This is a genomic window from Rhizobacter sp., from assembly GCF_031412495.1.
In the GTDB taxonomy this organism is placed as follows: Bacteria; Pseudomonadota; Gammaproteobacteria; order Burkholderiales; family Burkholderiaceae_C; genus Schlegelella_A.
Genome location: NZ_JANODC010000142.1, coordinates 1 through 1,887 on the forward strand (window position 1 = coordinate 1; position 1,887 = coordinate 1,887).

Sequence of the window (1,887 nt, forward strand, 5' to 3'; positions counted from 1 at the left end):
CATCGACGAGCCCGAGGCCAGGATGATCTTCTGGATCTCCTCGGTGATGGGCATGACCTGGTAAATGCCGACCCGACCCTTGTAACCGTTGTTGCACATCGAACAGCCGACGGCCCTGAAGGGCTTCCAGTTGCCGTCGAGATCCTCGGCCTTGAAGCCGGCCTTGAGCATCGCCTCCCGAGGATAGTCGGCCGGGGTCTTGCAGTTCTCGCAGAGCTTGCGCGCCAGCCGCTGGGCCGTGATCAGCAGCACGCTGGCGGCGATGTTGAAGGCGGCGACGCCCATGTTCGACAGGCGCGTCAGCGTCGTCGGCGCATCGTTCGTATGCAGGGTCGACATGACCATGTGGCCGGTCTGGGCGGCCTTCAGCGCAATGTCAGCCGTTTCAAGATCGCGGATCTCGCCGACCATGATGATGTCCGGGTCCTGGCGCAGGAAGGACTTCAGGGCCACCGCGAACGTGAGGCCGGCGCGGTCGTTGACGTTGACCTGGTTGACGCCGGGCAGGTTGATTTCGGCCGGATCCTCGACCGTGGCGATGTTCACGCCCGGCTGGTTCAGGATGTTGAGGCAGGTGTAGAGCGAAACGGTCTTGCCGCTTCCGGTCGGGCCGGTGACCAGCACCATGCCGTAGGGGCGCTGGATGGCCTTGAGGAGGCGGTCCTTCTCGATCTTCTCGTAGCCGAGCGCTTCGATGCCGACCTTCGCGCTCGAGGGGTCGAGGATCCGGATCACGATTTTCTCGCCGAACAGGGTGGGCAAGGTGCTGACCCGGAAGTCGATCGCCTTGCTGCCGAACTTCAGCTTCATGCGCCCGTCCTGCGGGACGCGCCTTTCGGCGATGTCGAGCCGCGAGATGACCTTGATTCGGGCCGAGAGCTTGTCCTTGATCGCGAGGGGCGGCTGCGTGATCTCGCGCAGTTCGCCATCGACGCGGAAGCGGACGCGATAGTGGTATTCGTAGGGCTCGAAGTGAAGGTCGGACGCGCGCAGGTTGATCGCGTCGATCAGCATCTTCTGCAGGAAGCGGACGACGGGTGCATCCTCGACGTCGCTGCTGACATCCTGGGCCTCGCTCTGGCTCGTCGCCTCGTCCGTGACGTCGAAGTCGAAGTCGCCCGACGAGAGCGCTTCCATGGTCTCGGCCGCACTGGCCCCGGTGCCCTCGAGGAGCTTGGCCAGCTTGTCGTGCTCGACGATGACCCACTCGGGCGCTAGCTGGGTCGCGAACTTGATCCGCTCGGCGGCTTCCTGGTCGGTCGGATCGGCCGCGCCGATGAAAAGGCGGTTGCCGCGCTTGCCGAGGACGACCACCTGGTACTGCGCCGACAGCTTGCCGTCGATGACGTTCTTCGGCAGCTTCTGCGCATCGATCGCGCTCAGGTCGAGGAGCGGCAGCGCCAGGGCAGCGGCCAGCGTGTGCGCCAGATCGGATGGGGAGACGGCACCGGCCGCGATGACCGATGCCACGAAGCCGGTCCGCTTCTCCCGCGAGCTACGGACGAGCTCCTCGGCCGTCTTCGGGTTCAGCTTGCCGGCGTGAACCAGTACCCTCGCGACGCCAGAGAGGGCGGAGTGCGGTGCTTCGGCGAGGGTATCCAACAGAAGAGGGCCGATCAGCGGTGAGAAAAGCGCGCGATCATCGCCGATCCCCCCTTCGATGTAAACGCTGCGCGCAGGTGGTGCGCCAACAATTCACGACGCCCCGTGAGAGCGGCCGTCAGATCTGGAAAAGGTCACGAAAGAAGCAGTCGAATGGTCGGGGTGAGAGGATTCGAACCTCCGGCCTCTACGTCCCGAACGTAGCGCTCTACCAGGCTAAGCTACACCCCGTTTTCACCCTGTCTTCACGCCGCAACTTCAAGAAGAACGCTCGACAGAACGAAC

The 1,887-nt window shown here is 64.2% G+C and carries 1 protein-coding gene and 1 tRNA gene; both read right to left on the reverse strand.

Annotation, left to right across the window (positions count from 1 at the left end):
- Positions 1–1,602: type IV-A pilus assembly ATPase PilB (gene pilB / locus AC30N0_RS05185; protein WP_489516866.1), on the reverse strand; the 1,602-nt coding region annotated here is incomplete at its 3' end.
- A 154-nt stretch (positions 1,603–1,756) separates the two neighbouring features.
- A tRNA-Pro gene (locus tag AC30N0_RS05190) sits at positions 1,757–1,833 on the reverse strand.
- Positions 1,834–1,887: the final 54 nt, after the last annotated feature.